Below are 26,668 nucleotides of genomic sequence, written 5' to 3'. Positions count from 1 at the left end.
TCTAGAGTCCCAGTCCGCCGAGCTTGTCGCCCAGGCCGCCCGGAAGTTTGTCCCCCAGGCCGCCGGGGAGCTTCGACAGCAGGTCGGCCGGATTGATGCCCAATTTGGACAGCAGGCCGGCGTGCTGCTCGGTGTCCACCTGGTCCGGCAGTTCCGACTCCGCCTGTGAGGCCTTGTCCTGCTCGCCCTGGGACCGCAGGAGTTCGAGGATCTGGTTCTTGTCGATCTGCATGGCACTCTCCTTGCTGGATGATTACTAAGGGTGCTTACTACCATTCCGGAAAATTCGGCGTGGGACAAGGCCCCGGCACTGGGCAACGTCCCCGGCGTCCGGGCTTTGGGGGCCGCGCCAGCCGAAAGGTCCCCGCGGCTAGCATGGAAGGATGAGCTCCGGGGATACTGCACCGATCTACTGGGACAGCCGTGACCTCACTCCGTTCGGGCATGCCCAACTTCGCACTCCGGTCCATGACCTCGCCGGGGGAGTAGGCGGCCTGCTCACCGGAGTTTTTGGGGGACGCAATCCAGCCCTGCTGTCCATTGACGGTGAGGTGCCGCGGCTCAAGCGGCTGCTGCCCAAGCCGGCCAAGGCGATCCATGAAGCTGTCTTCACCAGCCGGGAACCGGAGCGCCTGATCACCCTGGCGCGTGCCTACCCGGGTTGGGCCGGGCTCTGCTACCTGATGGCGGGATTGCTGGTGTACAAGCACGGCGGTTACCTGCGCGCCTCCGAGCTCCTCCAGCGCGGACTCACCACCAGGAACGACGACGAAGCGAACCGTTACTCCTCCACCTACCTCACCCGCATCGTCACCAGGATCGAACTCGCCGAGCGGGTGGAGATTCCCGTCCTGTTCAGCGAGGAATCGGTGTTCCTGGCCCTGGCCCATTCGTTGCGCGAGACGGGCCGCACTGAAGCTGCGCTCGACGCTCTCAACGGGCTGCCGCCGTCGCTCCCTATGGCCTTGGCACGCTGCTCGCTGGCCCTCGCCCTGGGCAGGAGCCGAACTGTCATCGATTGGACCGAAGGACTGCTGAACGCGGACGACCTATCGGCCGCACTGCTGCTGGTCCGCGCCCGGGCCCTGCGCCGGGAGGGCCGGTTCGATGCTGCGCACCAGGCGATCGCCGAGGTTCTTCGCCGCCGCAAGACGCACCTGGCCCTCCGGAACGACGCTCTGACGGACCGTGCGCTGCTGGTGCTGGAATCGAGCCGCCGGTCCCTGAACCCACGTGACTGGGGACGCCGGCGCGCGGACCCGGAACCCCAGCGGGAGCTTGAGGCGCCGGTACCCATCCGCAAGGACGAGGAGATGCGGCGGATCTGGGAGCAGGACTGGAAGGAACTCAGCGGGGACTAGGAACTCCGCTGTGAACCAGGCATAACCGGGAGCTAAGCCCGCCGGGCCAGGAGCGGCATGACCTGCTCGCCGAGGAGCACGGCTCCCAGCGCCACCATGATGATGCCGCTCGCCAGGGTCACGCCCCGCGCTGCCCCCGGCCGGCTCTGCAGCAGGGTGCGCGACAGCAGGGCCACTACTGTGTAAACCAGGCCTGCCAGCGCCACGAACGTCATGCCCAGCAGCCCCGACTGCACCGGCACGGGCAGGGAGGCGTCGGCGCTGATGAACTGCGGGATGAGCGCCACGTAGAAGAGCAGGCCCTTGGGGTTGATCCCGCTGGTGCCCATCCCCTGCAGGAAGGTACGAAGCTGGGTGCCGGAACCGCCGTCGGCATGCGCGGTGAAGCTGGCACCGCGCCAGGACCGGAGTGTTCCCACGCCGAGCCACAGCAGGTAGCCGGCACCCGCCAGGGTGATCCAGCCCAGGACGCCGGGCATCCCGGCCAGCACTGCGGCGAGCCCTGCCACCAGGAGCGCGGTGTGCAGGACATAGCCGCCGCAAAGCCCGGCTACCGCAGGAACGAAGCTGCGCTGCCGGAGTCCGGCCGCGATGGTGTAGGCCCAGTCCACTCCCGGGGTGCAGGCAAGCGCTGCCGCCACCACCAAAAAGGCCAGGAACAGCTGGGAATTCATCGGTTCTCCTGTCGAAGGGCTCTCAGGAGCAACCATAGGAAGAATCCGGCCAAAAGTGCTGTCCTTGTTTCGCTCGAACCGCGGCTCCCGCGATATGTTTATTGCGTGATCGACAGCATTGACAGAAATATTTTGCGCCACCTCCAGGAGGATGGCCGGATGACTGCAACGGCGCTGGCTTCAAAGGTGGGCCTGACAGTGGCGCCGTGCCACCGTCGGCTGCGGGACCTGGAGCAGTCCGGCGTGATTCGCGGGTACAAGGCGGACATCGACCCCGCTGCCGTGGGCCTGGGCTTCGAGGCGATCGTCTTCGTTACGCTCCGCCAGGTGGACCGGCCCACCATGGAGATCTTCGAGAACCGGGTGGCGGACAACCCCAACATCGTCGAGGCGCAGCGGCTCTTTGGTTCGCCCGACTACCTCTTGAAGGTCATCGCCGAGGACCTGCCCTCCTATCAGCGCTTCTACGACACGGAACTGACGTCCCTGCCCGGGGTGGAACGCCTGACGTCGACGCTGGTGATGAAGAACCTGAAGTCCAACGCCGGGCCTCCGGTGTAGCCTCAGCGCTCCGGCTCATCCTGAAGGAGTCCGGTGGTGCGGTACGGGATGACTTCACGCAGGAACATGCTGGTGGAGGTCCGGACGATGCCGGGGCAGAGGCGGATTTCCTCGGAGACGCGGTAAAGGTCGTCAGGGCTCTTGGCCACCACCCGGATCAGCAGGTCGGTGTCCCCGGCCGGTGCATGGCATTCCAGGACCTCGGGAATTTTGCGCAGGGCGGCGATGGCCTCGTTGAGATGGCTCTGGTCCAGTTCGGCGCTGACAGCTGCGGCAACGCCCCGGCCCAGGGCGGAGGGCAGTACGCGGCTGCTGTTGGGCCGCAGCGCACCCGACGCCGTCATCCGCTCCATTCGTGACTGCACCGTTCCGCGTGCCAGGCCCAGTTTCTGGGCCAGCACCATGATGGGGACGCGCGGGTCCTCATCCAGGGCGTTCAGGATGCGCTTGTCTGTGGCGTCCAGTTCTTGCAAATTGATCACTCCCTGCCTGCTCCAGCCGCAGGAATTGATCAGATTGACTAACCCAGCGCCTGGTTGTTGTCCTAACTGTAGAAGGCCTGCTGGAATAGTGGCAACAAGGGCAAAAGCTACCGCTGGACCCCGCAGGCTACAGGTTCCCCGGCACACCACCCGGCACACTGGACACCGCTTCCCGCAAGGAGGCCGCCGCTGAATGAGGCTTGTTCACACCATGCTCACTCTGCAAACACGGCAAGAGCCCCTGAGCTACCGACGTCGGATTTCCGCAGTCATCGGTAGCTGAGGGGCTCTTGTGTTGTTCCGTCTAGGGTTGGTTCATGACCTCCGCCGGCCGCTTTGCCCCCAGCCCCTCCGGTGAACTGCACGTGGGCAACCTGCGGACTGCCATCCTTGCCTGGCTCTTTGCCCGCTCCACCGGGCGCAGGTTCCTCCTGCGCGTGGAGGACCTGGACCGCGCCCGTACCGGCGCGGAGGCCGTGCAGTTGCGCGACCTGGCCGCCATCGGCGTTACGTGGGACGGCGACGTCGTCCGGCAGACAGTTCGGGGAAGCCTGTATGCCGACTCGATCGCCCGGCTAAAGGAAGCGGGCCTGACCTACGAGTGCTTCTGCACGCGCCGCGAGATCCAGGAGGCGCCGTCGGCCCCGCACGCGCCCCAGGGCGCATACCCCGGAACATGCCGCAACCTGGACCCGGCGGAGCTTGCGTACAAGCGGTCCACGCGCCCTGCGGCCATCCGATTGCGGGCGGACGTAACGGAATACACGGTGCAGGATGTCCTCCGCGGCGAATACACGGGGGCCGTGGACGACTTCGTGCTGCGCCGCAACGACGGCGTGACGGCGTACAACCTTGCCGTGGTGGTGGATGATGCCGAGCAGGGCATAGACCAGGTGGTCCGCGGCGATGACCTGCTTCCCTCTACTCCCCGGCAGGCCTATCTCGCCTCCCTCCTAAGTATTCCGGTACCGGAATATGCGCATGTGCCGTTGGTGGTAAACCACGACGGCGTGAGGCTGGCCAAGCGCGACGGTGCGGTGACGCTCGCGGACCTTGCAGAAGCCGGAGTCCCCGTCGAGGAGGTGCGGGACCGGCTGCTGGCTTCGCTGGGGTTGCCGGCAGGGAACCTTAACCACGCCCTGGACGCGTTTGACCCCGCACGCCTGCCCAAGGAGCCCTGGGTCTGGCCCGGGAGCTGACTACTCCGGTGCGGGTTTCCGCTCCATCAAAGCCACGAACTCCTCGGCGAACCGCCGCACCCCGTCCCACTCCGTATAGATATAGTCGCGGCCGGTGTCCGTGTCCGTACTGCCCTTGCTGCTGACGATCTTCTTCATCATCATCCGCTTGAGGAACCCATACTCGGTGTACAAGAGCGCACCGCCGAACAGCGCAACCTTCGTGGGATGCCAGCCGGTTGCGTCCTCGAACTCCGATACATACTTCTGTGCCTCTTCCGGATCGGCGTGCGCCGAGAGGCTGACGGAAAACAGGGCAGCGTGCAGGTGTTCCAGGGCGGCACGGTTCCGGCGGACAAAATCCGCTACGAACCCCTCGTGCTTTCCGGCATGAATGGAGGCTCCCACGATGACGCCGTCGTAGCCCTCGGGCAGGTCATGGTCGGCGTGTTTGAGGTCCAGCGTTTCGGCCTCGTGGCCGTGTGCCTGCAGGACGTCGGAGATGTACTCCGCGATCCGTGCGGTTTGGCCCTCGGTGGTCCCGTAGGGAATCAGGATCTTTGCCATGCCTCCCACTCTGGCGTTCACGGGAAGAACGGCAAAGGGGCAAAGGTCCCTGCGCAGGACCCGGAAGGCTACACCCTCCCCAGCGCCTCGATGTCCTCAAGGAAGTCCGCCTGCACTTCCGGGCTCACCGTGGTGCGGGTGTCGCCAATGGCGTCCAGGTAGTCCTGGGTGGAGGGCCCCTTCCGGACCGCCTCGCGGACGGAAACCTCGCCCCCGGAGGCCAACCCGCCGTCGTCGTACACTGCTTTCTCCAGCGCCCGCTGGGAGGCGCTCCGGGCGGCGTACTCGATGTCAGCGGGCGAAAAGCCCTCCGTGCGTTCCACCAAGAGCTCCACATCCACCCCGTCCACCACGGCCGCTGGTATGAACCGCTGCCACATCGCCTCCCGCGCCTGCCGGTCCGGCAGCCCGATGGGGATGACATAGTCGAACCGGCCGTGCCGCAGGAAGGCCGAGTCCAGGGCGCGGATGAAGTTGGTGGCACAGACCAGGAGCCTGCCCGGCTGCTCACGGAACGCGGGGATGATCTTCAGCAGTTCGTTGGTGACGCCCTGCAACGGCGACGGCGGATCGCCGGCACGCTGGGACGCGATCTCCTCCACCTCGTCGATGAACACCACGGCGTGCTCCAGCTCCGCTATCTCCAGGAACGTCTCGCGCAGGGCACCGGCCAGGCCCTGGGGATCGCCAGCCAGGCGGGAGGGGAACACCTCCACGAACGGCCACTCCAGCCGGGATGCGATGGCCTTGGCAAAAGTGGTCTTGCCTGTACCCGGCGGCCCAAAAAGGACGACGGCGCGCGGCGGCACCACGCCGAACTCATCGGCCAGGTCCGCCTCGGCGAGCGGCAGCACCAGGCGCCGCTCCAGCAGTTCCTTTTCCTTGCGCATGCCCGCCACGTTTTCCCACAGGTCGCGGGCCAGGACACGCCCGCCCAGCTGGCCCAGGGCGCCGAGTTCCTGCCGCTGGACCGGGATGGTGCGCTCGAAGTAGCGCAGGTTCTTCTTGAGCGCGAAGCCGCGGCCCAGGAAGGCCTCCACCCGGGTTTCGGATTCCGGCATCAGTGCCGAGAGCTTGTTCAGGCCGTGCGGGGCCATCCGGTTTTCGACGGCAGCCAGCAGCGAGGTGCCGATGCCCCTGCCGCGGTATTCGGGCAGGGTGGCCAGGAAGACGATCCAGCCCTGGTCGTGCGCGGCACGTCCGACGGCGGCACCCACCACCTGCTCGCCCTGTACCGCCACCACCGCATGGTCCTTTTCGCAGGAAGCGAGGACCTCGGACAGGGCGTAAACAGGTTCCACGTTGTGGGCCTTGAGCGTCTCCCAGAGGTGCAGGATCCCGTCCAGGTCCGCCGAATGGAAATCCCTGATGCGCCAGTTGGTCATGCGTTGCTCCTGTTTGGTTCGTCGTTGAGCCTGCTCAGCGTGCACTTCTGTGAGCATATGCGAACCAGCGCCGGCGGAGGGTTGCGGCGGCGTTGCATGACGCCGGCTCAGATCCCCAGGGCGTCTATGGTGGTGCGCAACGCGTCCGCGGAGTGACGCAAAGCCGCCAGTTCGCCGTCGTCCATGGGCGTTTCCAGGACGCGGTGCACGCCGCCGCGGCCCACCACGCTGGGCAGGGACAGTGCCACCCCGGAGACCCCGTGGAGACCCGACAGCACGGTGGAGACCGGCAGGACGGCGTTGTCGTCGCGCAGCAGGGCTTCCACGATCCGGGCACCGGACAGCCCGATGGCATAGTTCGTGGCACCCTTGCCGGCAATCACCTTGTAGGCCGCCTGCACCACCTCCTTGGCGGTGGCGGCAAGGTATTCGGGCGTGAAGATCCGCTCGCCGCCGTCGGTCCAATCTCGGATGGGGACCGGCCCAATGGTTGCTCCGGACCACAACGGGAACTCCGTGTCGCCGTGCTCACCCACCATGCTGGCGTGGACGCTGGTGACGGAAACCCCCGCCCGGCGGGCCAGCAGCCAGCGCAAACGGGACGTATCCAGCACGGTGCCGGAGGAGAAGATCCGTTCCACCGGCAGCCCGGATATTCGCTGGGCGGCCACCGTCAGCACGTCGCAGGGGTTGGTCACCAGGACGTAGACGGCGTCCGGTGCGCGCTCAAGCAGCGGCGGCATCAGCTGCTCCAGGATCCGCACGTTGGTGCCGGCCAGGTCCAGGCGGCTTTGGCCGGGATTCTGCTTGGCACCTGCAGTGATGACCACGACGTCGGCGCCTTCCGTCACGGCGATATCCCCGCCTCCGGTGACGGTCGCCGAGGCCGCGGCGAACTGGCTGCCGTGCGCCAGGTCAAGGGCTTCGGCCTCCGCCTTGGGCGCGTTGACATCGAACAACGCGATGTTGCTGGCCGAGCCGCGGATCAGCGCGGCGTACGCCAGGGAGGTGCCGACGCTCCCGGCGCCCACTACTGCGAGTTTGGATCCTGCCATGGTGCCCTTCCCATCCGGAGTCGTTGAGAGTGTCCTACCCGAAGAGTAGCGTGGCCCACATCACTCGAACCCCACGTAGGAGCCACCATGCCACATCTCGGACGCCGGCTCGCAGCTGTTACTGCCGCGCTGGCAATGAGCGTCACCACCGGGGCCATCAGCCCCGCGTCCGCCGATCCCCGGCAGACCGACAAGAACCCCACGGCCACCGGCTACGGCGGCGCCGTCAGCACGGTGGACCCGGATGCGTCAGCGGCGGCCATCGAAGTCCTCAGCAAGGGTGGAAACGCGGTGGACGCCGCCGTTGCCGCGGCAGCCACCCTTGGCGTCACCGAGCCGTACAGTGCCGGGATCGGTGGTGGCGGCTATTTTGTCTATTACGACGCGAAGTCCGGGAAGGTCAGCACCATTGACGGGCGGGAAACGGCGCCGGCCGGGATCAAGCAGGATGCGTTTATTGATCCCGCAACCGGCAAGCCTTACCCGTTCACCCCTGAGCTTGTCACCAGCGGTGTCTCGGTAGGTGTCCCCGGCACGCCGGCCACGTGGGAGCGGGCACTGGATCGCTGGGGCACGCTCAGCCTGAAGGACGCCCTGAAGCCCGCCATCAAGGTTGCAGACCGCGGCTTCGTGGTGGATGAGACCTTCCGCAACCAGACGCAGGACAATCAAAGGCGGTTCGAGGCGTTCACCTCCACCAAGGACCTGTACCTGAAAGATGGCAAGCTGCCCGAGGTTGGCTCGGTCTTCCAGAACCACGACCTCGCGGCCACCTATCGCATGCTGGCCAAGGACGGCATGAGCGCGTTCTACACTGGACCGCTCGCCGAGGAGATTGCCAAGACGGTGCAGAGCCCGCCGAAATCCCCGGGCACCACCCTCCCGGTCCCGGTGGGTTCCATGACTGCCGAGGACCTGGCCAACTACGAGGCAGTGGACCAGGACCCCACGCACGTGAACTACCGCGGCTATGACGTCTATGGCATGGCACCTTCCAGCAGTGGCGGCACAACGGTTGGGGAGTCGCTCAACATCCTGGATGTGTTTGACCTGCCCGGCCTGAAGGCAGACCAGCCGGCCGTGCTGCACCACTACCTTGAGGCCAGCGCCCTGGCGTTCGCTGACCGGGGCAAGTATGTGGGCGACCCCGCCTTCGTGGACGTGCCCACCGAGGCGCTGACCGATCCCATTTTCGGCAAGGAACGGGCCTGCGAACTCGACCCCAACCACGCAGCAGCCAAGCCCGTCCAGCCCGGCGACGTGGCCAACTACGACGGCACCTGCCCGGCGGCACCGGCGGCGCTCGCCGATGAGAAGGACACCGAGAACATCTCCACCACCAACATGACCGTCTCGGACAAGTGGGGCAACGTGGTGGAATACACTCTGACCATCGAGCAGACCGGCGGCTCCGGCATGGTTGTCCCCGGCCGCGGATTCCTGCTCAACAACGAGCTCACGGACTTCTCCACGGTCTACAGCGCCACGGACCCCAACCGGATCGAGCCGGGCAAGCGGCCGCGTTCCTCCATGTCGCCCACCATCCTTTTGGAGGACGGCAAGCCGTTCCTGGCCCTGGGCTCCCCGGGCGGTTCCACCATCATCACCACGGTCCTGCAGACCATCGTCAACCGCATCGACCTGGGCATGAGCACCCCCGACGCCATAGCGGCACCGCGTGCGTCCCAGCGGAACACTGCCAGTGTCACCGCGGAACCGGCCTTCATCGACAAGTATGGGCCGGCCCTGACGTCCCGCTTCGGCCACAAGCTGACACCGTCGGGTGACTCGTTCACGTCCGCCTCGGAGATCGGGGCAGCCACTGCCATCGAGTTCCTTGAGGACGGTCGCGTCCTGGCGGCCGCGGAGCCGGTCAGGCGCGGCGGCGGATCGGCCATGGTGGTCAAGCCGTCAAAGTGACACGCAGCAGCCACCGTTAAACCCCGACGGCGGCACCCGGGTTCCTGACTTCCAGAACCCAGGTGCCGCCGTTGGAAGTTTTGTTGCGGTTACTTCTTGAAGGTGTCAGCCGGCGCGTTGGCCACCACCGGGGACATTCCGGTGAAGCCTTCGCGGGTTTCGGCGATTTCGCGGATGCGGTGCCGGCAGGCGTACCAGCCGATGACCATGAGGACGGAGGCGATCGCGGTCACGAGCATGGTGAACGGTGAGTCGATGAAGACCATGACCAGGACGCCCACCAGGAAGAGCAGGGAGAGGTAACCGGTGTACGGGGCGCCGAACATCCGGAAGGAGGGGCGTTCCACCCAGCCCCTGTCCGCCCAGCGCTTGAGCTGGATCTGGCACAGCACAATGGTGGCCCAGGTCATGATGATGCCCACGGACGCGATGTTCAGCACGATTTCGAAAGCCTCGGCGGGGACCAGGTAGTTCAGCGGAACACCCAGCAGGGAGACCACGGCGGTGATGGCGATGCCGCCGTAGGGGACGCCGGCCTTGTTCATGCGCGAGGCGAACTTGGGGGCCGAGCCGTTGACGGACATCGAGCGCAGGATCCGGCCGGTGGAGTAGAGCCCGGCGTTCAGCGAGGACAGGGCGGCGGTGAGGACCACCAGGTTCATGATCACGTCCACGCCCTGGACTCCGATGGAGCCGAAGAACGTCACGAAGGGGCTGACGCCCTTCTGGTATGAGGTGAAGGGCAGCAGCAGGGCCAGCAGGATCACGGAGCCGACGTAGAACACGGCGATGCGGAAGACCACGGAGTTGATGGCCTTGGGCATGATCTTTTCCGGGTTCTCGGTTTCGCCGGCGGCGGTGCCCACCAGTTCGATGGAGGCGTAGGCGAACAGGACGCCCTGCATAAGGATGATCATGGGCAGCAGGCCGTTGGGGAAGATCCCGCCGTTGTCGGACAGGAGGCTGATGCCCACCTGCTGGCCGTCCACGGGGGTGCCGAAGATGACGAAGTAGGTGCCGATGATGAGGAAGGCGACCAGGGCGGCGACCTTGATCAGGGCGAACCAGAATTCCATTTCGCCGAAGACCTTCACGGAGACCAGGTTCAGGGCCAGGACCACGACGAGGGCGGTCAGTGCCCAGACCCACTGGGGGACGTCGGCCATCCAGGGGATGTAGTTGCCGAAGAAGTGCATGTAGAGGGCGGCCGCGGTGATGTCCACGATGGTGGTGGTGGCCCAGTTGATCCAGTAGAACCAGCCGGAGACGAACGCTGCCTTTTCGCCGAAGAATTCGCGGGCGTAGGAGACGAACGAACCCGAGGACGGGCGGTGCAGGACCAGTTCGCCAAGGGCGCGCAGGATCAGGAACGCGAAGAACCCGCACACGGCGTAGGCGATGACCAGGGACGGGCCCGCCGCGTTCAGCCGGCCGCCGGCGCCCAGGAACAGGCCGGTACCGATGGCACCGCCGATCGCGATCATCTGGATCTGCCGGGGCTTGAGGTTCTTGTGGTAGCCCTTGTCCTCGGCGTGCAGGGAGGTCTCGGTGGCATGCGCATGGCCACCGTCAATCAGGTGGTCTGGAAGGGGTGTGTTTGTCATTGGGGATGTCCTTACAACGGTGGGCCCACGCCCGCCGGGTTCCCTGGCCGAGCTTGCGAGGCTAGGGGGCGGGTGGGGATTACTTGCTGAGGTTGGCCAGGCGTTCGGGGCTGAGGAGTTCCTGGAGCTGGGCATCGGTGAGGAGGCCGTGTTCCAGGACGAGTTCCGCTACACCCTTGCCGGTGGCAAGTGCTTCCTGCGCGATGGCGGTTGCGGTGGCGTAGCCGAGGTGGGGGTTCAAGGCGGTCACCAGGCCGATTGACTGCTCCACGGTGCGGCGCAGGTGCTCGGCGTTGGCGGTGATTCCCCGGATGCAGCGGGCCGTAAGGGTGCGGCAGGCTGCCTCGAGGTGGGAGATGCTCTTGTGGAGGCTGTGCACGATGATTGGTTCGAAGGCGTTGAGCTGCAGCTGCCCGGCCTCAGCGGCCATGGTGATGGTGACGTCGTTGCCGATCACCTCGTAGGCCACCTGGGAGACCACTTCCGGGATGACCGGATTGATCTTGCCGGGCATGATGGAGGACCCGGACTGCACGGCGGGCAGGTTGATTTCGCCGAAGCCGGCGCGAGGGCCGGAGGAGAGCAGGCGGAGGTCGTTGCAGATCTTGGACAGCTTAACGGCCACCCGCTTCAGCACGCCGGACAGGTGCACAAAGGCGCCTACGTCCTGGGTGGCTTCGATGAGGTCGACGGCGGTCACCAGCGGGAGTCCAGTGATCTCGGCCAGGTGCCGGCAGGCGGTTGCGGCGTAGCCGGCAGGGGCGTTCAAGCCGGTGCCGATCGCGGTGGCGCCGAGGTTGATCTCGTGGATCAGCAGCTCGGCCTCCGCCAGGCGCAGCCGGTCCTCGCCGATAGTGACGGCGTAGCTGCCGAACTCCTGGCCCAGGGTCATGGGCACGGCGTCCTGCAGCTGGGTGCGGCCCATCTTCACCACGGTGCGGAACTCCACGGCCTTGGCTGAGCAGGCGTCCTCGAGTTCTTCGAGTGCTGCCAGCAGTTCCCGGGCGGCGAAGATGGTACCCAGCTTGACGGCAGTGGGGTACACGTCGTTGGTGGACTGGCTGAGGTTGACGTGGTCGTTCGGGTGCAGCCGCGCGTAGTCGCCCTTGGGGTGGCCCAGGATTTCCAGGGCCCGGTTGGCAATGACCTCATTGGCGTTCATGTTCGACGACGTCCCGGCCCCGCCCTGGACCACGTCAACTACGAACTGGTCGGCAAGCTTCCCGGCCAGGACGTCCAGGCACGCCTGCTCGATGGCGTCGGCGCGTTCGGCATCCAGCAGGCCGAGCTCACGGTTGGTGCGGGCGGCGGCCAGCTTGACCGCGGCAAGCCCGCGGACCAGGTGCATGTTGGAGGACAGCTTCTGGCCGGTGATGGCGAAGTTTTCCACGGCGCGGAGCGTGTGCACGCCCCAGTACGCGTGGGCCGGGACGTCCCGGTCGCCGAGCAGGTCGTGCTCCGACCTGGTCGGGGCGGAGGTGGCTTCCGCCGCGGTGTCGGTGATGGTCATGGTTGTCCTCACAGGGCTTCGTTGTCGGGCGTGGACTGGTTGGTGTTCAGGAAAGCAGGGTTCAGGAAGTCGGTTGCCAAGAGCTGGCCCACAGGGTGGCCGCCGCCGAGCACCGGGGAAGAGGCGATGCCGGCGAGCGGCCCGGTATCCACTCCCAGCGACTCCAGCAGGCGGCCGGTAGCGGGCATCCGGGCGCGGTCGCCGCCGTCGGAAATCTTGACGGCCACGGCGCTGCCGTCGGGCAGGCCCACCAGCTGCACGCCCTCAAAGCCGTCCTTGGCCACGGCGCCGGGAACCAGGCGCATCAGCGCGGTGACGTCGCGGCCTTCCCCGGCCACCATCTCCGGGTGCTGCTGCATGGCGAGCCCGACGGCGGCTTCCGGGCTGACGTCGTCGTTATTTCCTTCCAAGGAGGCCGCGGCCGCCCGGCCGATCCGGCCGAAAGCGCGGGCCATGCCACCCAGCGTCAGGGCGAACAGGGGGGTGCCGCAGCCGTCGGTGCTTACAGCGGCGGGCTCCTCACCAGTCAGGTCGATGACCGTTGCCGCCACGAGCTGCTGCAGCGGGTGCGATGGGTCAAGGTAGCCACGTACGGGCCAGCCGTTGATCTTGCAGGTGGCCACCATGGCGGCATGCTTTCCCGAGCAGTTCTGGGTGATCTGCGTGGCGCTGCCGCCGGTGCGGAGCCAGTCCTCCCGCTCCGCCGTGCCGTAGGGCAGGTCCGTGCTGTTTTCCAGGTCGGTGGGGGCCAGCCCGTGCAGTTCGAGGATGCGCAGGGCGCCGTCGCGGTGCGCCGCCGCACCTGAGTGGCTTGCAGCGGCCAGGGCCAGGAGGTCAGCCGGGAGTTCAAGTCCGGCGCGGACCATGGCCACCGCCTGGAGAGGCTTCAGCGCGGAGCGCGGGTAGAAGGGTGCCAAAGGATCGCCGGCAGTTGCCGCCACTGAACCATCAGCGCCAAGGGCAACGGCGGAGCCGTAATGGACGCTCTCCACCAGGCCGTCGCGGATGGCGGCGACCAGCGGGGTGTGCTGCGGCAGGGCCAGCTCGGCCGGGGCAGCGGTGTGGGCAGCAGAAAACACAGGGGATGGCATGGGGTCCTAGGAAGGGTTGGTTGAATCTGGCTAGTTATTGAGGATGGAGTCCAGGGCCACGCCCACGGCTTCCAGATGGTGGGCCATGGCGGCGCGGGCCTTTTCCGCGGAGCCGGACTCGATGGCGGCAAGGATCTGCTGGTGCTCAATGTCGGAGGCGTGCTGGCGGTCCGCCACCATGTTCAGTGTCTCGGACTGGTGTGCCAGTGCGTCCCGGATGTCGGCCACGACGCTCGCGAACACTTTGTTGCCGCTGGCGCGGGCAATGGTGGCATGGAAGCTGGAGTCGAGAGCCACCCAGGACTCGGGATCGGTCTCCACGGCCATGGCGGCAACAATCCCGCGGAGGATTTCCAGTTCCTCCGCAGTGCGTCGTTCAGCCGCCAGTCCGGCGGCCGGGATTTCAATGTGCGGGCGCGCTTCCGTGAGGTCCCGGGCCGAGTATTGCCCCAGGGTGAGGTCGTTGGCCACCTTGCTGGCGACCACGAACGTGCCCTTGCCGGTCCTGGTGACGGTCAGCCCCAGGGCGGTGCAGGAGCGGAGGGCTTCCCGGATCACCGAGCGGCTGACTCCGTACTGCTGCGAGAGGGTGGCCTCCGAGCTCAGCTTGCTCCCCACCGGGATGACGCCGGACTCGATATCCTCCCTGATGGTGTTGAACACCGCCTCGGCAGCGCTCAGCCGGGCAAGAGGGCGGACTACAGGCTGTCCTGCTGTCCGGCTGTCTGACAGGTTCACGCTTTAAATATGGCACTGGTCACAAAGGGTGTCAAACCCTCCTTAGTCCTGCCGCTGGCCTGCGGCGCGCCGCCGCTGCTGCCGCCGTCGTGAGCGAAGGTGCCAGGCGGCGAGCGCCGCCACGGCAACTGCTGCGATGACGACGGCGAGGTCCCGGCCCACTGCCTGGGCTACGGCCTCGTAGGAATTGCCGGCGAGGAAGCCCAGCAACACGAAGCCGATGCCCCAAACGATGCCTCCGGCAGCGTTGTATGCAAGGAACCGGCCGTAGGGCATCCGCGACGTTCCGGCCAGGGCAGGCATGAGGGCGCGCAGGAAGGCGGTGAAGCGGCCCAGGAACACGGCGGATCCGCCCTTGCGCCGGAGGAATTCCTGCGCGTTCTCCACCTTGCGAGAGTAACGTGCCAGCACTTTTGTTTTTACCAGACGGGTACCCAGGTGCTTGCCTACCTCGTAGCCCACGCTGTCGCCAATGATGGCGGCTAACACCACCAGGGCCATCATGCTTCCCAGTTGCACCTCACCGCGGCTGGCCACTACGCCGCCAAGGACGGCCGCCGTCTCACCCGGGATTACGAAACCGACGAATATGGCGTCTTCGGCGAAGACCAGGCAGAAGACGGCTATGTACGCCACGATCGGGCTGACGTTCAGGAGTCCGTCGATAAAGCCCGTCATGGAACCAACTTTAAGCCTGCGGAGCGGGGACGGGGCTGGGCTTGGCCAGGAACGGCACTCGGGCCAGCAGCGCCTGACCGGACCCGCTCAACGTGCCGGTTGGAGAGTGCAGCCATGCGCGCTGCTGAAGCCTCTGAAGAGAGTGCTCCCCGGGGTGGGCGGTTGGTGTGGGACGTCACGGTTCAGCCTGGTTCTTTAGCCGGTCAGGGTACCTACGAGTATGCGCTCGTTCGGCTGAACGAAACCTGTGACTGTTTCCCTATCCTGCGGGGCGCCAGCTAAAGGTGCTGGATACCGGCCCGCTGCATAGCGTCCCGGTAGGTTTCCACGTTCTTGGCCAGGAGCTCTTCCTGCTTAGCCTCAGAAACAGCAAAGGCCCTGCCGCCAAGGGCAGTGGCCTTGTAGATTTTGATGCCGTTGTTCTTCAGCGAGGAGTGGTACGTCTTCTCGAACAGGGTCAGAAAAGTAGATGCATCCGTACCGTGCGCGATGATGGCCGAAACGCGGGAGTTGATCTTAAGGAACTGCCGGAACGGGCGGAGCCCGTCGGTCTTCTCCTGGACACTAAGGGCCGAGGGGCTGCCGCTCTCGCGGACCCAGGGGTAAGCGTTCCAGGGCATGACGTAGCGGGGGTCCAGTTCAGCGAGCTCGTAGATCTGGGTTGCGCGGCGGGCCGCTTCGTCGTCGTTGTTGTGGGAGACAAATCCGGACTCGGTCCCCTTGCCGGGACTGGCCTGGAGGCTGATGATCCTGCACTCATCTTCGTCATGCACAGGGTCGATGTAGGGGACGGTGGAACCGGGCTTCTTTTCCATCAATTCGTCGCAAAGCTGGGTTACCTTCGCGATATTCGGTTCCTGTAGCAGGGCCTTTTTTTCGTCCCAATCAATCGTCACGATTTCTCCCTTAGCAGCAAGGCGTCCAGAATCAGGCGTCCTATGTCACTCTACGCTTTCACCGGGAGTGGTGCGCACACCGAATTTTTTGAAGCAGGCCAGCCTAGTGCGGGCCGCGCAGGTGCTGCTGGTGCAGCTCGCTCAACTGTTCGTCCGTCAGCTCATCAAAGACTCCTGCCTCCCGCTTATCGCTGCGTGAGAAGCGGATGAACATGAGGATGATCAGTGGCAGGTCCACAACTTCGCAGATGAACCAGAGCAGGTTTCCCGCAAACTGCTGGTCCTGGAACGCATCCCTGAACCACCACTGAGGGTTGGGCACTGACATTACGTGGTCGAGCACCTGGCCGTTCAGGCTGAGCAGGATTCCGGGGATCGCGTCGATCAGCAGTTCAATGAAGACGAACATGAATTCCAGGGTCAGGTACGCGCTGGACCGCTGGAAGTCCGACTCCTCGATGATGGGCAGCGCCATCAGCATGCCAAGCAGCGGTACACCGAGGGTGAGGAGTGCGCCGGCCACGGGATCTGTCCGGAGTGTGTAGAACATGGGAGTCAGGAACGTGGAAAAGAGCACCAGGCCCAGCAGCGGCGCACCGAAGGAGTTGCTGACGAACCGGACAGGCCGGCTCGCCAGGACAGTGTTCAGGGTGTCTATTCCCTTGGCCGGCAACGCTGCCCGGGCAAGGGTGAGAGGCTTGCCCAGCCCGATAAGCAACGGAACGACAAAGAGCAGCATGGATATCTTGATGGTGAACGCCCACCGCTGCTCCGCGCCGTAAACGCCAGTAAACCCACAAGTCAGGACAACGAACGAGCCCAGGCCCAGGGCGTAAAACGCAACTGCCCGCCACAAGGGCCAGCCCTGGCCCCGGCGGGCGGTTGACCGTATTCCCCACCCATATAGGACGCCGGCAACAACGACGAAGGCAATTGCAGCCCAGTCGAGTTGCCAGGAGGACATCAGGATCTCAAGGGGTGGCACGCGCCAAGGATAGGTGGCGTTCCTGAGAATGGCCTGACTGCTTGGCGTGCACCGGGGTTCCGCGAACCGGGGCTCCGGGGAGTGGTGGGGCGGTGGAGTGGTAGGTGTGGCCGGTTGGGGTGGTGGTTGCGACGGTGTGGCGTGGGCCGGGGACTGGTTGTGTGGTCCAGCCGGGTGTTTCTTTGGTGTGGTTGCAGGCTTCGCACAAACCTTGGCCGTTGGCGGCGGTGGTGGGCCCGGCGTTGTGCCAGGCGGTGATGTGGTCGTCGTGCCTGATGGGGGCGTCGCAGTACGGGGTTCGGCAGGTGTTGTCCCGGACCTGGAGGAAGCGCTTCAAACCTGCGGGGAACAGCCTGGCTTTGGAGTCCATCGCCACCAGCTCATTTGTGCCGGGGGCGGTGTAGAGCCGCCGGATCCAAAGATTCAGGCCTGTCGAGGATTCAGCTGTGAGGGTGAGTTCCCTGGCCCAGGCTGCGGGGATGCTGCCGTAGCCGGGGAGCCGTGCGGGTTCGGCGTCGGCTTGGAGGAGGGTGCGGTCGGTCATGACGAGCTGGATCTCCACTCCGCTGATCCCGCCGGGGGTGCCGGTGACGCGTTCGACGAGGGTGTCGGCCATGACCTGACCCCGCGACCTGGCATCCCCGGCCAACCGGGCACTGTCCGCGTCCTTGGCCAGGGCGGCGTACGCGGCGACCCCCTGGGCGACCGGGAGCAGCGCGGTGAGGTAGGCCATGGTGTCCGGTGCCGGGCGCAGGCTCACACACCGCTCACCCACGGCCCGCGCGGCCCGGCGCGCTACCGAGGCAGGGTCCCGCCGGTACGCCGCAGCCCGGACGGCGGCGGTGATGGCTTTGTCTCCCATGCCGTCCAGGGCGCCGGTGTCGGCGGCGAGTTCCTCATCCGCCCCGGTCCGGTCCTCCGGGGAGAGGCAGATGGTTTCCTTCACTACCAGCGTGGCCCGCCACTCATTCAACAAACCGGACCGGAACGCGGCGAACGTATGGGGCATCCCGGTCAGGGCCTTGGCCAGGCCCAGCAACCGGGAACCCCTCGCCGGGGACTCCCGCCTGGCCAGCGCGATCTGCGCCGCCACCCCGGCACCCTGCTCAGCGGCCGGGACCCCGGCGGCTGCCTGCTCCCGCCGCTGCTGAAGATCAAAAGCAACAGCGGTGTCGGCCTGGCGGGCACCCGCCACGCACTTCAGGTCCTCCAACCCGCGGATCTGATCGATCATCCCGGCAGGATCGGCAGCCAAAGGAACACGGTCCAACAGGCTCAGGACATCAGCAATTGAAGGGGCGGCCGGTGAGACGGAAGGGGCAGCCGGTGGGAACTGACGCTGACGGGCATCAGTAGCCGAGGGGACGGCAGGCAATGACGAAAAGGCCCTCGGCGTCTCAGCATCGCTTGGCACAGCAACGCTGGGCTGCGGCAGATCAGCAGCAAAGGACGCTGGACGCTCCGCCTCCAGTACTCTTGCCGTCCCCAAAGCCGCTTCCATAACCAAAGTCTTCCACCAGGGTGTGACATCGACAGGCACCCAAAATCCCTATGTGGAAAAGCACAAGCAGGGGGTGGTCCCTGACCTGCTGTTCAATGGATTATGCAGTTCTCCGGGAAGGGCCTGAAGGCCGAAGATTTCGCTGGCTTCCGGCCCGTTCAGTACCTCGAAACGTGCAGGCACGTACCTAAAATAGGCGCCTGACGCCGGCAGCACGTCAGTTACGAAGGTCCCCGCAGCCGCTCCATCTCGCGACGGTCTTTCTTGGTGGGCCGCCCAGCGCCGCGGTCCCGCTGCGGCAGCCCAAGTGCCGGCAGGACGGGCCGCGGGGGCGTGTGGTCGGTAAAGCAGTGCGACGCCGCCTCCGCTCCCACGCGTTTGGCAATGAGCCGGCGCACCTCAAGGATGCGCTCGTACCCGGGCATGCGGACGGTGACGGTATCGCCGGTGACCAGGGTGGCCGAGGCCTTGGACGGGCTGCCGTTCAGGCGGACATGCCCGGCGCGGCAGGCTGCGGTGGCGGCGGAACGCGTCTTATAGGCGCGCACGGCCCACAGCCAGGCATCGATCCGGACACTGGCGGGGGAGGAAGGCAGGCTGGTCATGATTGGCACCGAGTATAACCCCGCAGGCATCACATCAAGTCTGTTCATGCAAGACTGTGGACAGCCGCCAGGAAGAGAGCAACGTGGAGCCCCAAAGCCAGCACCAACCCGACTACGTCCTTTCCCAACAGGACCCGCTTCTGAAGCCGCCCTTGCCGGGCTGGGCGAGGGTTTATCGGATCGTTTTGCTGGTCTTGGCCGTCGTTATGTCCATACTCCTGTTGCTTCTGCTCACCATGGGAACCTCCACGATTGGTGACCTGTACCAAGACAGCACTGCGGCCTTTCTGCAGGCGCTCGTCTGGGTCGCGTTGGCACTACCCGCTTTGGGCATTCCCTACGTGATTGCCAGCATCGTCTACGGGGCGCTCTGGACAAGTTCGTTGCGTGGCAGGGGTTACCGCAGTTACCCGGCAACCTCATGGATGCTTGTGACGGGGCCACTGGTTGTGGGGCTCTCCATCCTGGCCTTGGCCGCGTTGATCATGGTGCCGGCCCGCATGTTGTGAAAGCCGGACGTGCCCGGCAGCAACACGCGCCTCACTCCACAGTCACGGTCACCTGCTGCACCACGTTGTTGCCCATCCCCTGGAAATTCCAGTTCTGCTCCAGGGGTTGGCTTGCGCCCGTGACGTCCGTGGCCCGGCAGGAAAGGACGTGCTCGCCGGGGTCGGCCACCCAGGGCAGGGTCCACCTCCGCCACGCGTAGCCGCCCGCTGGCTTGTCCAGGTGGGCGGGCAACCAGGTGCCGTCGATCCCCACGTCCACGGCGGTCACAGCGCCTTCGCCGGACCAGGCCCTGCCTTCCAGCATGACCGGGCCCGCCCGGAGGAACCGTTGCCGGGTGAAGAAGTCCGGAACGCCTGGCGGAACCATCAACGAACGCACCCTGATCCGCGAAACCGGCGTGCCGGCGTCGTCCGCGGAGTCCTGGTAGCGGTACGCGACCTCCTGCTGGAAGCCCCTGAAGGGCGTCTTAACCACCTCGATGGACTCCAGCCACTTCACGCTGGCCATCCCGTACCAGCCCGGGACCACCAGCCGCAGCGGGTAGCCATGCTGCGGCGGCAGGTCGGTGCCGTTCATCTGGTAGGCAAGGACGACGTCGGGACGCAGCGCCTCGCGGATCGGCAGGCTGCGTGCGTAGCGCTGGGGGACACCGCCCTGCACCCCGGCGTCGGCCCCGGCAAAAACCACCTCAACCGCGTCCGGAAGCACGCCCGCCTTGCCCAGGAGGTAGGCCAGTGGAACCCCGGTCCAGTGTGCCGTGCCCACCGCTTCCAGGACCCACGGCTGGCTGAGGGGCCGCGGCTCCAGAAGCGAACGGCCGTTCCCGGCGCACTCGAGGGTGACGGGCACGGTGATGGCAGGGTCCCTGCGGAGCGCCGCCATGCCCAGTTCCAGGGCACGTTCCACAGCCCCGCCAATCCGCAGATGCCAGGATGAACCGTCGAGGTCCGGAATGTCGAAGTGCGTCAGCACGTAGTGGAGCCCGGGCGGGGTGACGTCGCGGCGGAGCGCCTCCAGCGGCATGGAATGGTTCCGGGCGGCGAGCTGCAGTTCCTCCCGGGTGAGCGGACCGGACGCAGGCTGTGTGGCCGGTGACGGGACCGGCGCCGGCTCCTGCCTGGTTGACTGCTGGTTGCTGTAATTCATGGCGGTGCGATTCTGCTTGGCGGACCTACGACGCCCCCGGCACCAACAGGTTTACGCCTGGCCCATCCGCCCGTCAACGAAATTAAATGCCGCTACAGCACCGGCCGGGTCAAGAACTCGGCAAGGCTGATGGGGTCCTGCCCGGTCAGCCCATGGACGTCCGGCGAAAGCCCCGCCATCTCGCCTGCGGCCATCGCCGTGTAGGTGCTGACCCAGGCATCAACCTGCCACTGCGGAGCGCCGTAGGAGGCCCGTGACGCGTAGGCTTCCTCCAGCGTCTCCGGCTGGTAGCGCACGGTCCGCCCGGTCCCGGAACTCAGCACCTCGGCGGCCTGCGCCATGGTCAACTCTTCCGGCCCGGTGAGGTTGTACGTCATGCCCTTATGGATGGCCGGATCGCGCAGCACCGCGTGGGCGCAGCGGGCAATGTCCTCCCTTGCCACGCCCGAAAAGACGCCGTCACCGGCAGGTCCGCGGATCACGCCGTCCTCCCCGGTCATCAACGGCAGGAAGTCCAGGTAGAAGTTGTCGCGCAGGAGCGTGTACTCCATTCCGGACGCCTTGATCCGCTCCTCCGTGGCGTAGTGGTCCCTGGCCAGGGTGAAGGTGGCATCCGGCGCCGCGCCGTAGAAGGACGTGTACACCACGTGCTCCACTCCGGCCTCTGCAGCGGCATCCACGAACGCGTAATGCTGCTGCAGCCTGTCCTCGGCCTCCGCGGCGGACACCATGAACAGGACTTTCGCTCCCTCCAGGGCCTGCCGGGAGGCCGCGCCGTCCCCGTAGGAACACACCACCGCATGCGCGCCGTCCAGCTGCGGCGCGCGCAAGGCGTCGCGCACCAGCAGGCGCTGGGCGAAACCGGACGCGGCAAGCTGCCGTGCCACCATTCCGCCCAGGCCTCCAGTGGAGCCGGTGACCGCAAGCTCCGGCAGTTCCGACGGGGACGCCACTTACGCTTCCCGCGTGGCGGGCGACTTGGTCTGTGCCGGGTCCCGTTCTGCGAGGCCGCCGATAGCGTCGTCAATCCGCTTGAGGACCTCCGCCTCGAGCTTGACGCCGGCGGCACCCACGCTGTCGGCAATCTGCTCGGGCCGGGACGCGCCCACAATGGCGGACGCCACGTTGGGGTTCTGCAGCACCCACGCGACAGCCAGCTGCGGCATGGTCAGCCCTGCCTCCTGGGCAATAGGCTTCAGTTCCTGCACGCCTGCCAGGACGTCGTCGCGCATCCACCGCTGGATCATCTTGGCGCCACCCTTTTCATCCGTGGCGCGGCTGCCCTCGGGAGCCGGCTGGCCGGGCTGGTACTTGCCGCTGAGGACGCCCTGCGCCATGGGGGACCAGACAATCTGGGACACGCCCAGTTCTTCCGACGCCGGAACCACCTCGGCCTCGATCACGCGCCACAGCATGGAGTACTGCGGTTGGTTGGAGATGAGCTGGAAGCCCAGTTCCTTGGACAGCTTGTGGCCTTCGCGGAGCTGCTCGGCGGTCCACTCGCTCACGCCGATGTACAGCGCCTTGCCCTGCCGGACGATGTCAGCGAACGCCTGCATGGTTTCTTCCAGCGGCGTTTCGAAGTCGTAGCGGTGGGCCTGGTACAGGTCCACATAGTCCGTCTGCAGCCGGCGCAGCGAACCGTTGATGGATTCCATGATGTGCTTGCGGGACAGGCCAAGATCGTTCTTGCCCTTGGGGCCGGTGGGGCCGAAAACCTTGGTGAAGATTTCCAGGGATTCGCGGCGCTCATCCTTCAGGGCCTCGCCCAGGACGGTCTCCGCAGCCGTGTTGGCGTAGACGTCTGCTGTATCGAAGGTGCTGATGCCGGCGTCGAGGGCCGCCCGGACGCACTGGGTGGCCACATCGTTTTCCACCTGCGAGCCGTGCGTCAGCCAGTTGCCGAACGTGATTTCCGAGACTTTGAAGCCGCTGTTTCCGAGGTATCTGAATTCCATGTGTTCACGCTAACGCACATGGTTGCTCAGGGTAAGGGCTTAGCCGTTCTCCTTGGCCTGTTCCTTGAGCACCTGCTGCGGGCCCGCCAGCGACACGAGGGACCCGGTATCCAGCGGCGGCACCGGGTGCAGCGGCTGGGGCTTCTTGAATGACCGCGGCATTTCATGGGGCGGGCGGTGGTTGTGCAGGGCGGACTCCACCAGCGGGGCCACTTCCGAGACCTTGTCCGCGGGTACGGCCGGGTCCGGAAGGTCCCGGACGGACAATTTGATTTCCGGCCGTTCCGCCCGCGCCCTGGCCTCGGCGCGTTTATCCGCCTGGGCAACAGCGGAGGCCCAGTCTTCGGCGAGGACCGGGGGCTCCGGGCGTGCCGCAGCAAGCTTTGGGTGGCGTACGACGGCGGTGCGGAGCGACTCCTTCAGCCGGTCCGGCTTCAGCGCGGCGGCCCGTTCCCGGAGCGGTTTTCGTGGTTCCGCCCGGCCGGTTGCCGTGTTGGCGAAACGTTCGGAGCCGGTCCTGCCGGGGACGCGGCCGAAGAGGAGCATCAGCACGATGGCGGCCAGGCGGCCGAGGCCCGCGAGGACCAGGGTGAGGACCCCCAGCAGGAAGAGGACGCCGAACATCATGAGGGCCACGCCCACGGTGCCCAGGAAGGTCAGGTTGAGGACGAGAGTGTCCGGGTGGTCCACGTCATCTCTCCTCTCTGCCCGCATCCTGGGCCTACGTTTGGGCAACAAGTGCCGGGCCCGCAAGCTCCTTCTCCACCATACGGATTTTTGGCCGGACGTGCCGCCGTGCACCGCGTCATGGGCGGGGTTGTAGCGAACCTGTTACCGGATATGACAGCATCGCCGGGTGACCGACTCAATCGAATCCGCAAACTGCATGTGCCTGTCCGGGGAGCCGTACTCCCAGTGCTGCGGCCGGTTCCATTCGGGCCGGGCCCAGGCGGCGACTGCGGAGCAGCTGATGCGGTCCCGCTACAGCGCATTTGCCCGGTTGGATGAGGATTACCTCCTGCGCACACACCATCCCTCCACTGCGCCGGCGGCCCTGGACCTGGATCCGGCCATGGAGTGGCGCCGCCTGGACATCGTGGCCACCAGCAAAGGCGGCCCGTTCGAAACCGAGGGAACCGTGGAGTTCAAGGCCTACTACCGGCACGACAAGGAACGGGGCGTCCTGCACGAGAACAGCAGGTTCGTCCGCGAGGACGGCCGGTGGTTCTACGTGGACGGCGACATCCTCGCCTGACTACTCCTCGTCGTCGTAAAACTCGCTGTCCGGGGTAAATCCGGCGCGGTCAACCTTCCGGTGGAAGCGCATGCCGGCCAGGCCGCCGAGGATAGCCCCGACGAGGGCCACTACTGCCACCACCACCGCGGCGATGATGCTGGTGGTGGTGAGCTGACCTTCATTCACGGGGATGCGGGGGAAGCTGTTCAGGTTGGCCAGGACGTTGAACTGCTGTCCTGCCACCAGCCCCAGGATCGCCACCACGATGGCCGCGATCAACGCCCACACCCACACCATGAGCCCCTGCTTGGCACCATTGAAGCGTGCCATCCGGCCGGCCACGTAGCCGCCGCTGTAGTAGGAGAGGAACAGGATCACCAGCAGCACGATGATGCCCACCAGTCCAACGGTGCCGCTGTTCTGCGCAGCCTGGTTTACGGCCTGATTGACGTCGGTGTTGTTGGCGAGCCCCACGGCGGTGCCTGCGGCGGCCACCAGCGCCGTCAACAGCACAGCCATGCCGGTAGCGGTCAGCCAGCCAAAGAACGCCGAACCCACCTTGATGCCGCCAAACCGCTCCTTTTGGCGAGCGACGGCGGTTTCCCGGTCTGCCAGACCGGTGTCAACTACGGGGGTGGCAGCAGTTGGCGCGGGCTGGTATTCCCGCTCCGCCCTGACGTCCGAGCGGTCCCGGTCCACGACAGCGTCCCGGTCCCTGCCAATCACGCGGTCACGGTCCACGGCGCGGGTTGGTACTTCTTCCCGCGCAGCTACTCCTTCCCGTGCCGGCGCCTGGTCAAACGAACGTGTGGCGGCGTCGTCTGCGGCTCCGTCGCGGTAGCTTCCGCGGCGGGTGGTTTCGTCCTCCCGGACGCGGCGGGGAGGCAGGTTCTCTGGGTCCGTTGAGCTGCTCATAGCTCAACTCAACCACCCGCCCCAGCCGATAGCAAGCGTGCTTACTATTTTGTGACCTGCGGTTTTACCGGTATTTCCGGTGCAGGTCCTCCTTTTGGGACGGGCCCGGCGAGGCGTCGGCGATCCAGGGGCCGGTGCCTTCTGACTGGTCCAGCACGCCCGCCTCAAGCCACGTGTAGTCACCGGCCAGGACCTTGCGGGTCAGGTCCCGGTCGGCGTCGTCCGTGTTCCGCCACAGCTGGTCGAAATACCCGTCCACGCGCACCCTGGCCTGCTCGCAGTAGGCGTCGGCCAGTTCGTAGGCGCCGGCGCCCTTATCGGGGGACGTCCTGAGGAGCATCTCGGCGCGGGAACAGCAGGCGGTCATGGCGAAGAGTTCGGCGCCGATGTCCACCACTCGGCCCAGGAACGCCTGCTTCCGCTCCAGCTTGGCCTGCCACCGGCCCATGCCGTAGAAGGTCTGCCGTGCCAGCCGGCGCGACGACCGTTCCACGAAGCGGAGGTGCTTGGCCAGCCTGCCGAACTCGCCGTACGAGCGGGGATCCATACCGGCGCCGGCCACCAATTTCGGCAGCCATTTGGCATAGAAGCTGGAAGCCCCGACGGCGGCCTTCGCTTTGTCAGCCAGGCTCGCGTCCAGGGACGCAAGGTCGCCTGCGGCAGCCAGGTGCGCATCCACCGCTTCCCGGGCGATCAGCAGCCGCATGATTTCCGAGGATCCCTCGAAAATCCTGTTGATGCGCAGGTCCCGCAACTGCTGCTCGGCCGGCACCGCACGTTCACCCCGCGCAGCCAGCGACTCTGCGGTCTCAAAGCCCCGCCCGCCACGGATCTGGACCAGCTCGTCCGCGATGGTGCAGCTGATCTCGGTAGCCCAGAGCTTGGCAAGCGCCGCCTCGATCCGGACATCCTTCTGTCCGGCATCGGCAAGCTCGGCGGAGAGTTCGAAGACGGCATCAAGGGCAAAGGCCGAGGCCGCGATGAACGCGATCTTCTTTCCTACGGCTTCGTGTTCGCCCACGGGACGGCCCCACTGGGTGCGGGCGTTGGACCATTCCCGGGCGATCTTCAGGCTCCACCGCCCGGAGGCCACGCAGAGAGCGGGCAGCGCCAGGCGGCCGGTATTAAGCGTGGTAAGCGCGATCTTCAGGCCCTGCCCCTCGCGGCCCAGCCGGTTGGCGGCCGGCACCCGTACCTGATGGAAGCGGGTAACCCCGTTCTCGATGCCGCGCAGGCCCATGAACGCGTTGCGGTTTTCCACTGTGATGCCCGGAGAATCCATTTCCACCACGAACGCACTGATGCCGCCCTTGTGCCTGGTGCCGTCCGGATCGGTGTGCGCCGGGACTACGGCCATCACCACCACCAGTTCGGCGATCACCCCGTTGGTGGTCCAAAGTTTCACGCCGTCCAAAAGGTACGCGTCGCCGTCGTCCGTTGGCGTTGCTGTGCTGCCCAGGCGCGCGGGATCGCTGCCCACGTCCGGTTCGGTGAGGAGGAATGCGGTGACGGCACCGGCGGCACAGCGGGGCAGGTACTCCCGCTTCTGTTCGGGCGTGCCAAAGACCTTCACCGGCTCCGGCACGCCGATGGACTGGTGGGCGGAAATGAGGGCGCCCAGGCTGGGGTGCACGCTGCCCAGCAGGGCGAGGGCCCGGCCGTAGTACACCAGCGAGAGCCCAAGGCCGCCGTATTCCTCCGGGATCTTCATGCCAAAGACGCCCAGATCCGCCAGGCCCTTGATGTTGTCGTCCGGAATCTTCGCTTCCCGCTCGATCACGCGGCCGGACATGGTTTTGGCGAACTCCGTGAGGCGGGCCATGAACGCCTCGCCCCGTGCCACGGACGCAGGGTTCGCGGCGGGCCAGGGGTGGACCAGGTCCAGGTCAAAGCTGCCAAGATAGAGGCCCTTGGCGAAGCTTGGACGGTCCCAGCCGGATTCTCGGGCGGCTTCGGCGACGGCCCGGGCATCTTCAGCGGTGGCCCCGGCGCCGATCTTGCCGGCGGGGACGGGGGTTTCCTCAGCCGGGGCGTCCTTGGCCTGGCTGTCAGTGGCGGAGGTCATGGGTTATCTCCTTGGCCGGATGGCCGGTGTAGCCATGGATCCGCCG

Annotated in this window: 27 protein-coding genes; 6 read left to right on the top strand and 21 right to left on the bottom strand. The window is 66.3% G+C overall.

Going from position 1 to position 26,668, the window contains the following annotated elements; translation table 11 throughout:
• Window position 1: 1 nt before the first annotated feature.
• Window positions 2–232, bottom strand: coding sequence for a hypothetical protein (locus ACIGJD_RS19570; RefSeq protein ID WP_331324006.1), 231 nt, complete (start codon window positions 230–232; stop codon window positions 2–4).
• 151 nt (window positions 233–383) lie between these two features.
• Here ACIGJD_RS19570 and ACIGJD_RS19565 point away from each other — a divergent pair, with 151 nt between their 5' ends.
• Window positions 384–1,361, top strand: coding sequence for a hypothetical protein (locus ACIGJD_RS19565; RefSeq protein ID WP_483687576.1), 978 nt, complete (start codon window positions 384–386; stop codon window positions 1,359–1,361).
• Window positions 1,362–1,393: 32 nt separating this feature from the next.
• Here the strand turns inward: ACIGJD_RS19565 and ACIGJD_RS19560 are convergent, their stop codons facing one another.
• Entirely contained in the window at window positions 1,394–2,035 is a 642-nt protein-coding gene (locus tag ACIGJD_RS19560; protein ID WP_483687575.1) for a LysE family translocator, read from the bottom strand.
• A 105-nt stretch (window positions 2,036–2,140) separates the two neighbouring features.
• On the opposite strand from ACIGJD_RS19560, the gene ACIGJD_RS19555 reads away from it, so the two are divergent.
• Window positions 2,141–2,596, top strand: coding sequence for an Lrp/AsnC family transcriptional regulator (locus ACIGJD_RS19555; protein ID WP_483687574.1), 456 nt, complete (start codon window positions 2,141–2,143; stop codon window positions 2,594–2,596).
• 2 nt (window positions 2,597–2,598) lie between these two features.
• Here ACIGJD_RS19555 and ACIGJD_RS19550 read toward each other — a convergent pair whose 3' ends face one another.
• A complete protein-coding gene (locus ACIGJD_RS19550) occupies window positions 2,599–3,078 on the bottom strand; it encodes an Lrp/AsnC family transcriptional regulator (protein WP_483687573.1) in 480 nt (159 codons plus the stop codon).
• Window positions 3,079–3,395: 317 nt separating this feature from the next.
• Between ACIGJD_RS19550 and gluQRS the strand changes: the two genes are divergently transcribed.
• Window positions 3,396–4,277, top strand: a complete 882-nt coding sequence (gluQRS, locus tag ACIGJD_RS19545; protein ID WP_483687572.1) for a tRNA glutamyl-Q(34) synthetase GluQRS — start codon at window positions 3,396–3,398, stop codon at window positions 4,275–4,277.
• Here gluQRS and ACIGJD_RS19540 read toward each other — a convergent pair whose 3' ends face one another.
• The 3 genes from ACIGJD_RS19540 to ACIGJD_RS19530 form a co-directional block, all read right to left on the bottom strand.
• Window positions 4,278–4,823, bottom strand: a complete 546-nt coding sequence (locus ACIGJD_RS19540) for a flavodoxin domain-containing protein (RefSeq protein WP_483687571.1) — start codon at window positions 4,821–4,823, stop codon at window positions 4,278–4,280.
• Between the two features lie 68 nt (window positions 4,824–4,891).
• The gene (locus ACIGJD_RS19535) at window positions 4,892–6,208 is read right to left on the bottom strand and encodes an ATP-binding protein (protein WP_483687570.1); all 1,317 of its coding nucleotides are present in this window, start codon (window positions 6,206–6,208) and stop codon (window positions 4,892–4,894) included.
• 107 nt (window positions 6,209–6,315) lie between these two features.
• Window positions 6,316–7,263 (bottom strand): L-lactate dehydrogenase, encoded by a 948-nt coding sequence (locus ACIGJD_RS19530; protein WP_483687569.1) that lies wholly within the window; start codon window positions 7,261–7,263, stop codon window positions 6,316–6,318.
• Window positions 7,264–7,350: 87 nt separating this feature from the next.
• On the opposite strand from ACIGJD_RS19530, the gene ggt reads away from it, so the two are divergent.
• Complete coding sequence (ggt, locus tag ACIGJD_RS19525) at window positions 7,351–9,183, top strand: gamma-glutamyltransferase (RefSeq protein WP_483687568.1); 1,833 nt, start codon at window positions 7,351–7,353, stop codon at window positions 9,181–9,183.
• An 89-nt stretch (window positions 9,184–9,272) separates the two neighbouring features.
• Here the strand turns inward: ggt and ACIGJD_RS19520 are convergent, their stop codons facing one another.
• The 9 genes from ACIGJD_RS19520 to ACIGJD_RS19480 all read right to left on the bottom strand — a co-directional run bounded on the left by ACIGJD_RS19520 (window position 9,273) and on the right by ACIGJD_RS19480 (window position 18,791).
• Entirely contained in the window at window positions 9,273–10,787 is a 1,515-nt protein-coding gene (locus ACIGJD_RS19520) for an amino acid permease (protein ID WP_483687567.1), read from the bottom strand.
• Window positions 10,788–10,866: 79 nt separating this feature from the next.
• The gene (locus ACIGJD_RS19515) at window positions 10,867–12,297 is read right to left on the bottom strand and encodes an aspartate ammonia-lyase (RefSeq protein WP_483687566.1); all 1,431 of its coding nucleotides are present in this window, start codon (window positions 12,295–12,297) and stop codon (window positions 10,867–10,869) included.
• Window positions 12,298–12,305: 8 nt separating this feature from the next.
• Complete coding sequence (locus tag ACIGJD_RS19510) at window positions 12,306–13,388, bottom strand: asparaginase (protein WP_483687565.1); 1,083 nt, start codon at window positions 13,386–13,388, stop codon at window positions 12,306–12,308.
• A gap of 30 nt (window positions 13,389–13,418) precedes the next feature.
• Window positions 13,419–14,126 (bottom strand): FadR/GntR family transcriptional regulator, encoded by a 708-nt coding sequence (locus ACIGJD_RS19505; protein ID WP_483687564.1) that lies wholly within the window; start codon window positions 14,124–14,126, stop codon window positions 13,419–13,421.
• 42 nt (window positions 14,127–14,168) lie between these two features.
• Window positions 14,169–14,804, bottom strand: a complete 636-nt coding sequence (locus ACIGJD_RS19500; RefSeq protein ID WP_483687563.1) for a DedA family protein — start codon at window positions 14,802–14,804, stop codon at window positions 14,169–14,171.
• Window positions 14,805–15,082: 278 nt separating this feature from the next.
• Window positions 15,083–15,700: a uracil-DNA glycosylase family protein gene (locus ACIGJD_RS19495; protein ID WP_142132250.1), complete on the bottom strand. Its 618-nt coding sequence runs from the start codon at window positions 15,698–15,700 to the stop codon at window positions 15,083–15,085.
• 103 nt (window positions 15,701–15,803) lie between these two features.
• Window positions 15,804–16,685: a cytochrome c oxidase assembly protein gene (locus tag ACIGJD_RS19490; protein WP_483687562.1), complete on the bottom strand. Its 882-nt coding sequence runs from the start codon at window positions 16,683–16,685 to the stop codon at window positions 15,804–15,806.
• A complete protein-coding gene (locus ACIGJD_RS19485; RefSeq protein WP_483687561.1) occupies window positions 16,672–17,919 on the bottom strand; it encodes an HNH endonuclease in 1,248 nt (415 codons plus the stop codon). The genes ACIGJD_RS19490 and ACIGJD_RS19485 overlap by 14 nt, the downstream gene beginning before the upstream one ends.
• A gap of 488 nt (window positions 17,920–18,407) precedes the next feature.
• On the bottom strand, window positions 18,408–18,791 hold the full coding sequence (locus tag ACIGJD_RS19480) for an RNA-binding S4 domain-containing protein (protein WP_483687560.1): 384 nt from the start codon (window positions 18,789–18,791) through the stop codon (window positions 18,408–18,410).
• A 56-nt stretch (window positions 18,792–18,847) separates the two neighbouring features.
• Here ACIGJD_RS19480 and ACIGJD_RS19475 point away from each other — a divergent pair, with 56 nt between their 5' ends.
• A complete protein-coding gene (locus ACIGJD_RS19475) occupies window positions 18,848–19,300 on the top strand; it encodes a hypothetical protein (protein ID WP_483687559.1) in 453 nt (150 codons plus the stop codon).
• Between the two features lie 31 nt (window positions 19,301–19,331).
• Here ACIGJD_RS19475 and ACIGJD_RS19470 read toward each other — a convergent pair whose 3' ends face one another.
• The 4 genes from ACIGJD_RS19470 to ACIGJD_RS19455 all read right to left on the bottom strand — a co-directional run bounded on the left by ACIGJD_RS19470 (window position 19,332) and on the right by ACIGJD_RS19455 (window position 23,095).
• Window positions 19,332–20,447: a sulfite oxidase gene (locus ACIGJD_RS19470; protein ID WP_483687558.1), complete on the bottom strand. Its 1,116-nt coding sequence runs from the start codon at window positions 20,445–20,447 to the stop codon at window positions 19,332–19,334.
• 92 nt (window positions 20,448–20,539) lie between these two features.
• Window positions 20,540–21,337: an SDR family oxidoreductase gene (locus tag ACIGJD_RS19465; RefSeq protein ID WP_483689547.1), complete on the bottom strand. Its 798-nt coding sequence runs from the start codon at window positions 21,335–21,337 to the stop codon at window positions 20,540–20,542.
• Window positions 21,338–21,400: 63 nt separating this feature from the next.
• Window positions 21,401–22,405, bottom strand: coding sequence for an aldo/keto reductase family protein (locus ACIGJD_RS19460; protein ID WP_483687557.1), 1,005 nt, complete (start codon window positions 22,403–22,405; stop codon window positions 21,401–21,403).
• A gap of 39 nt (window positions 22,406–22,444) precedes the next feature.
• Complete coding sequence (locus ACIGJD_RS19455) at window positions 22,445–23,095, bottom strand: hypothetical protein (protein WP_483687556.1); 651 nt, start codon at window positions 23,093–23,095, stop codon at window positions 22,445–22,447.
• Between the two features lie 196 nt (window positions 23,096–23,291).
• On the opposite strand from ACIGJD_RS19455, the gene ACIGJD_RS19450 reads away from it, so the two are divergent.
• Complete coding sequence (locus ACIGJD_RS19450; protein ID WP_483689546.1) at window positions 23,292–23,660, top strand: YchJ family protein; 369 nt, start codon at window positions 23,292–23,294, stop codon at window positions 23,658–23,660.
• Here ACIGJD_RS19450 and ACIGJD_RS19445 read toward each other — a convergent pair whose 3' ends face one another.
• Both ACIGJD_RS19445 and ACIGJD_RS19440 read right to left on the bottom strand, forming a co-directional pair.
• Complete coding sequence (locus ACIGJD_RS19445; protein WP_483687555.1) at window positions 23,661–24,557, bottom strand: TIGR04086 family membrane protein; 897 nt, start codon at window positions 24,555–24,557, stop codon at window positions 23,661–23,663. It abuts the gene before it with no gap.
• Window positions 24,558–24,621: 64 nt separating this feature from the next.
• Window positions 24,622–26,622 carry an acyl-CoA dehydrogenase family protein gene (locus ACIGJD_RS19440; protein WP_483687554.1) on the bottom strand — a complete coding sequence of 667 codons (2,001 nt, stop codon included), beginning with the start codon at window positions 26,620–26,622 and terminating at the stop codon, window positions 24,622–24,624.
• Between the last annotated feature and the right edge of the window lie 46 nt (window positions 26,623–26,668).

Source organism: Arthrobacter sp. E1SS-5, from assembly GCF_057073715.1.
The sequence above is the reverse complement of the archived record's forward strand: the minus strand, read 5'-3'. Positions and strand labels throughout refer to the sequence as shown.

Excerpts from the sequence above, each read along its gene's own strand:
- ACIGJD_RS19570 (WP_331324006.1), bottom strand. The coding sequence starts at position 232 with ATGCAGATCGACAAGAACCAGATCCTCGAACTCCTGCGGTCCCAGGGC.
- ACIGJD_RS19565 (WP_483687576.1), top strand. The coding sequence starts at position 384 with ATGAGCTCCGGGGATACTGCACCGATCTACTGGGACAGCCGTGACCTC.
- ACIGJD_RS19560 (WP_483687575.1), bottom strand. The coding sequence starts at position 2,035 with ATGAATTCCCAGCTGTTCCTGGCCTTTTTGGTGGTGGCGGCAGCGCTT.
- gluQRS (WP_483687572.1), top strand. The coding sequence starts at position 3,396 with ATGACCTCCGCCGGCCGCTTTGCCCCCAGCCCCTCCGGTGAACTGCAC.
- ACIGJD_RS19540 (WP_483687571.1), bottom strand. The coding sequence starts at position 4,823 with ATGGCAAAGATCCTGATTCCCTACGGGACCACCGAGGGCCAAACCGCA.
- ACIGJD_RS19535 (WP_483687570.1), bottom strand. The coding sequence starts at position 6,208 with ATGACCAACTGGCGCATCAGGGATTTCCATTCGGCGGACCTGGACGGG.
- ACIGJD_RS19530 (WP_483687569.1), bottom strand. The coding sequence starts at position 7,263 with ATGGCAGGATCCAAACTCGCAGTAGTGGGCGCCGGGAGCGTCGGCACC.
- ggt (WP_483687568.1), top strand. The coding sequence starts at position 7,351 with ATGCCACATCTCGGACGCCGGCTCGCAGCTGTTACTGCCGCGCTGGCA.
- ACIGJD_RS19520 (WP_483687567.1), bottom strand. The coding sequence starts at position 10,787 with ATGACAAACACACCCCTTCCAGACCACCTGATTGACGGTGGCCATGCG.
- ACIGJD_RS19515 (WP_483687566.1), bottom strand. The coding sequence starts at position 12,297 with ATGACCATCACCGACACCGCGGCGGAAGCCACCTCCGCCCCGACCAGG.
- ACIGJD_RS19510 (WP_483687565.1), bottom strand. The coding sequence starts at position 13,388 with ATGCCATCCCCTGTGTTTTCTGCTGCCCACACCGCTGCCCCGGCCGAG.
- ACIGJD_RS19500 (WP_483687563.1), bottom strand. The coding sequence starts at position 14,804 with ATGACGGGCTTTATCGACGGACTCCTGAACGTCAGCCCGATCGTGGCG.
- ACIGJD_RS19485 (WP_483687561.1), bottom strand. The coding sequence starts at position 17,919 with ATGATCGATCAGATCCGCGGGTTGGAGGACCTGAAGTGCGTGGCGGGT.
- ACIGJD_RS19480 (WP_483687560.1), bottom strand. The coding sequence starts at position 18,791 with ATGACCAGCCTGCCTTCCTCCCCCGCCAGTGTCCGGATCGATGCCTGG.
- ACIGJD_RS19470 (WP_483687558.1), bottom strand. The coding sequence starts at position 20,447 with ATGAATTACAGCAACCAGCAGTCAACCAGGCAGGAGCCGGCGCCGGTC.
- ACIGJD_RS19465 (WP_483689547.1), bottom strand. The coding sequence starts at position 21,337 with ATGGTGGCACGGCAGCTTGCCGCGTCCGGTTTCGCCCAGCGCCTGCTG.
- ACIGJD_RS19460 (WP_483687557.1), bottom strand. The coding sequence starts at position 22,405 with ATGGAATTCAGATACCTCGGAAACAGCGGCTTCAAAGTCTCGGAAATC.
- ACIGJD_RS19450 (WP_483689546.1), top strand. The coding sequence starts at position 23,292 with ATGTGCCTGTCCGGGGAGCCGTACTCCCAGTGCTGCGGCCGGTTCCAT.
- ACIGJD_RS19445 (WP_483687555.1), bottom strand. The coding sequence starts at position 24,557 with ATGAGCAGCTCAACGGACCCAGAGAACCTGCCTCCCCGCCGCGTCCGG.
- ACIGJD_RS19440 (WP_483687554.1), bottom strand. The coding sequence starts at position 26,622 with ATGACCTCCGCCACTGACAGCCAGGCCAAGGACGCCCCGGCTGAGGAA.